Source organism: Sphingomonas sp. FG14, from assembly GCF_057809675.1.
Map to the genome: position 1 here is coordinate 1 of NZ_JBMDKK010000049.1, position 2,824 is coordinate 2,824.

4 protein-coding genes are annotated in these 2,824 nt (G+C 62.8%); all 4 read left to right on the forward strand.

What is annotated here, in order from left to right:
- Window positions 1-84 precede the first annotated feature (84 nt).
- Entirely contained in the window at window positions 85-432 is a 348-nt protein-coding gene (gene tnpA / locus ACODTA_RS30245) for an IS66-like element accessory protein TnpA (protein ID WP_019052499.1), read from the forward strand.
- A complete protein-coding gene (tnpB, locus tag ACODTA_RS30250) occupies window positions 429-770 on the forward strand; it encodes an IS66 family insertion sequence element accessory protein TnpB (protein ID WP_019052498.1) in 342 nt (113 codons plus the stop codon). Before tnpA ends, tnpB begins: the two co-directional genes overlap by 4 nt.
- A gap of 71 nt (window positions 771-841) precedes the next feature.
- Window positions 842-2,506 (forward strand): IS66 family transposase, encoded by a 1,665-nt coding sequence (tnpC, locus tag ACODTA_RS30255; RefSeq protein WP_019052497.1) that lies wholly within the window; start codon window positions 842-844, stop codon window positions 2,504-2,506.
- A 17-nt stretch (window positions 2,507-2,523) separates the two neighbouring features.
- Window positions 2,524-2,769 carry a hypothetical protein gene (locus ACODTA_RS30260; protein WP_019052496.1) on the forward strand — a complete coding sequence of 82 codons (246 nt, stop codon included), beginning with the start codon at window positions 2,524-2,526 and terminating at the stop codon, window positions 2,767-2,769.
- The last annotated feature ends 55 nt before the right edge of the window (window positions 2,770-2,824 follow it).

Here is a 2,824-nt window from a genome sequence, read left to right on the forward strand (position 1 = left end):
GTATGCATCCGGCGAGACGCGCCTTGTCGTGAGGTAGGGGCCTGCTCTTAAGAACGCTCTCGAGAGCACGCTTAGGAGCAGTGGATGCGGCAGATCACGGTGATGACTGGGCCGGAACGGCGGCGGCGCTGGAGCGACGAGGAACGGCTCCAGATTTTGGCAGAAGCCTTTGCGCCTGGGGCCAGCGTTTTGGCTGTGGCGCGTCGGCACGATATTTCCACGGCGCGCATTTACACGTGGCGCAACAAGCTGCGGCAGCCGCCCGCCCTGACGGAGTTCGCCCAGGCGGTGGTTGACGATGGCGAACAGCAGAATGCGCACCAGGCCGCAATGCCGGTAATCATCGTGGATCTGGGTGGCAAAGGGCGCGTGAGCATATCTGCGTCGGCACCAGCTGCCTTGGTGTCGGCAGCGCTCAAGGCCCTGCGATGATCCCAGCTGGCGCGCGGGTGTGGATTGCGATGGGCCACACAGATATGCGGCGCGGCATGCAGAGCTTGGCAGCAATGGTGCAGCAGAGCTTCTCGCGAGACCCATTTGCCGGCGATCTTTGGGTCTTTCGCGGGCGCAGCGGGGCGCTTGTGAAGATAATCTGGCACGACGGCCTGGGGATGTCGTTATATTCGAAGCGATTGGAACGAGGGAAGTTCATTTGGCCCGCCGCGAAGGACGGCGTGGTGTCGCTGACGAGCTCACAGCTGGCCTGTCTGCTCGACGGAGTGGACTGGCGGAACCCGCAATATAGCTGGCGCCCACAGAGCGCAGGATAGGCGCAGATTTTCTCGGCGGAGGCTGCATTTTCCGCTTCATCCGGGAGGTTTTCTATGATTCCATCCAAGTTGTGGACGCCGCCGTTTCGCCCCTGCCTGACGATATCGAAGCGCTCAAGGCGTTGGTACGGCTCAGTGCGCAGCGCGCCGATGAAGCCGAACAGCGGGCCACGAGCGCTGAAGCAGAACTGGCCAATGCCCGTGCCCGGGAGAGCGCCACCGAGGCGTTGATCTCGCACTACAAGTTGCAGATCGCCAAGCTCAGGCGCGAGCAGTACGGCCCCAGCGCCGAACGCACCCGCCGGCTTCTTGCGCAGATGGAGTTTGAGCTCGAAGATTTGGAGGCCGACGCCGCCGAAGATAATCTGGCCGCCGAGACCGCCGCGACAAAGGCGACGAACGTCACCGCCTTTGAGCGCAAGAGGCCAGTTAAAAAACCGTTCCCCGACCATTTGCCCCGCGACCGCGTCGTCGTTCCGGCGCCCTGTTCCTGTCCGGCCTGTGGCGGCATGCGCCTGTCGAAGCTGGGCGAGGATGTAACCGAGACGCTGGAGGTAATCCCGCGTGCCTGGAAGGTCATCCAGACCGTACGCGAGAAGTTCTCCTGCCGTGACTGCGAGAAGATCACGCAGCCGCCCGCGCCATTCCATGTCGTGCCGCGTGGCTGGGCAGGGCCAAGCTTCCTCGCCATGCTGCTGTTCGAGAAGTATGGGCAGCACCAGCCGCTCAACCGCCAGGCGGAGCGCTTCGCTCGCGAAGGCGTGCCGCTGAGCGTCTCCACGCTTGCCGATCAGGTTGGTGCGGCGTCCTTCGCCTTGATGCCCATCTTTCGGCTGATCGAGGCCCATGTCTTTGCCGCCGAGCGCGTGCATGGCGACGATACCACCGTGCCGGTCATGGCCAAGGGCAAGACCGATACCGGTAGATTATGGGATTATGTCCGGGATGACCGCCCGTTCGGCGGCGCCGATCCGCCGGCGGTGGTTTTCTATTATTCGCGCGACCGGCGCGGGGAACATCCCCAGGCGCACCTCGCGTCCTGGTCCGGGATTCTGCAGGCTGATGCCTATGCGGGCTATTTTGAGCTGTACGCTCCCAACCGCCAGCCTGGTCTCATCCTGGAGGCAGGATGCTTTGCTCACGCGCGCAGGAAGTTCTTCGAACTTGCTGACGTCGAGGGCGCTGCGCGCAAGAAGAGCCGCGGCGAGCGGACTGGCCCGATCTATCCGATTGCGCTGAAGGCGGTGCAGAAGCTGGACGCCCTGTTCGACGTTGAGCGCGGTATCAACGGCAAGACACCAGCGGAGCGGCTTGCCGCCCGTCAGGAGTTGAGCGCGCCACTGATCGCCGAACTGCACGACTGGTTGAACGCCCAACTCGCCAAGCTGTCGCGTAACCATGATCTCGCCAAGGCTATCAACTATATGCTCCGGCGCTGGGACTCCTTCACCCGCTTCCTCGTCGATGGCAGGGTATGCCTCACGAACAACGCAGCGGAACGGGCGCTACGCTGTGTGCCACTCGGGCGGAAAGCATGGCTATTTTGCGGCTCCGATCGCGGCGGTCAGCGCGCCGCCATCATGTTTTCACTCATTCAAAGCTGTCGCCTCAACGACCTCGATCCCCAGGCTTGGCTCGCCGACGTCCTTGCCCGCATCGCCGGTCATCCGGCTAATCGGCTTGGCGATCTGCTCCCATGGAATTGGAAACCAACAGCGTTGAAGCTGGAGCCGTGACCTCATAGCATCACGGCATGGAATTTGACCCGCAACCCGAACTGATTGAATCCTCTCTCTGCCGGTCCATCGAACAGGCGGGCGTACGGCTGACCATCAACATCGTGCGGCTCGCCACCGAACGTGGTTGGTCCCTCGAGGTCGTCAACGAGCACGGCACCTCGACGGTCTGGGACAATCTATTCCCCACCGACCGCGATGCCGATGCTGCATTCCGCGATGTGCTCGCTCAAGAAGGCGTCGAGGCCTTCCTCGGCAAGTAAGATGCCAAAACCCCCAGCAAACCGTCAGTAGCCGCGGTCCTCACCGGATGCGTAC

Coding starts and splice junctions, on each gene's coding strand:
- tnpB (WP_019052498.1), top strand. CDS start 429: ATGATCCCAGCTGGCGCGCGGGTGTGGATTGCGATGGGCCACACAGAT.
- tnpA (WP_019052499.1), top strand. CDS start 85: ATGCGGCAGATCACGGTGATGACTGGGCCGGAACGGCGGCGGCGCTGG.
- ACODTA_RS30260 (WP_019052496.1), top strand. CDS start 2,524: ATGGAATTTGACCCGCAACCCGAACTGATTGAATCCTCTCTCTGCCGG.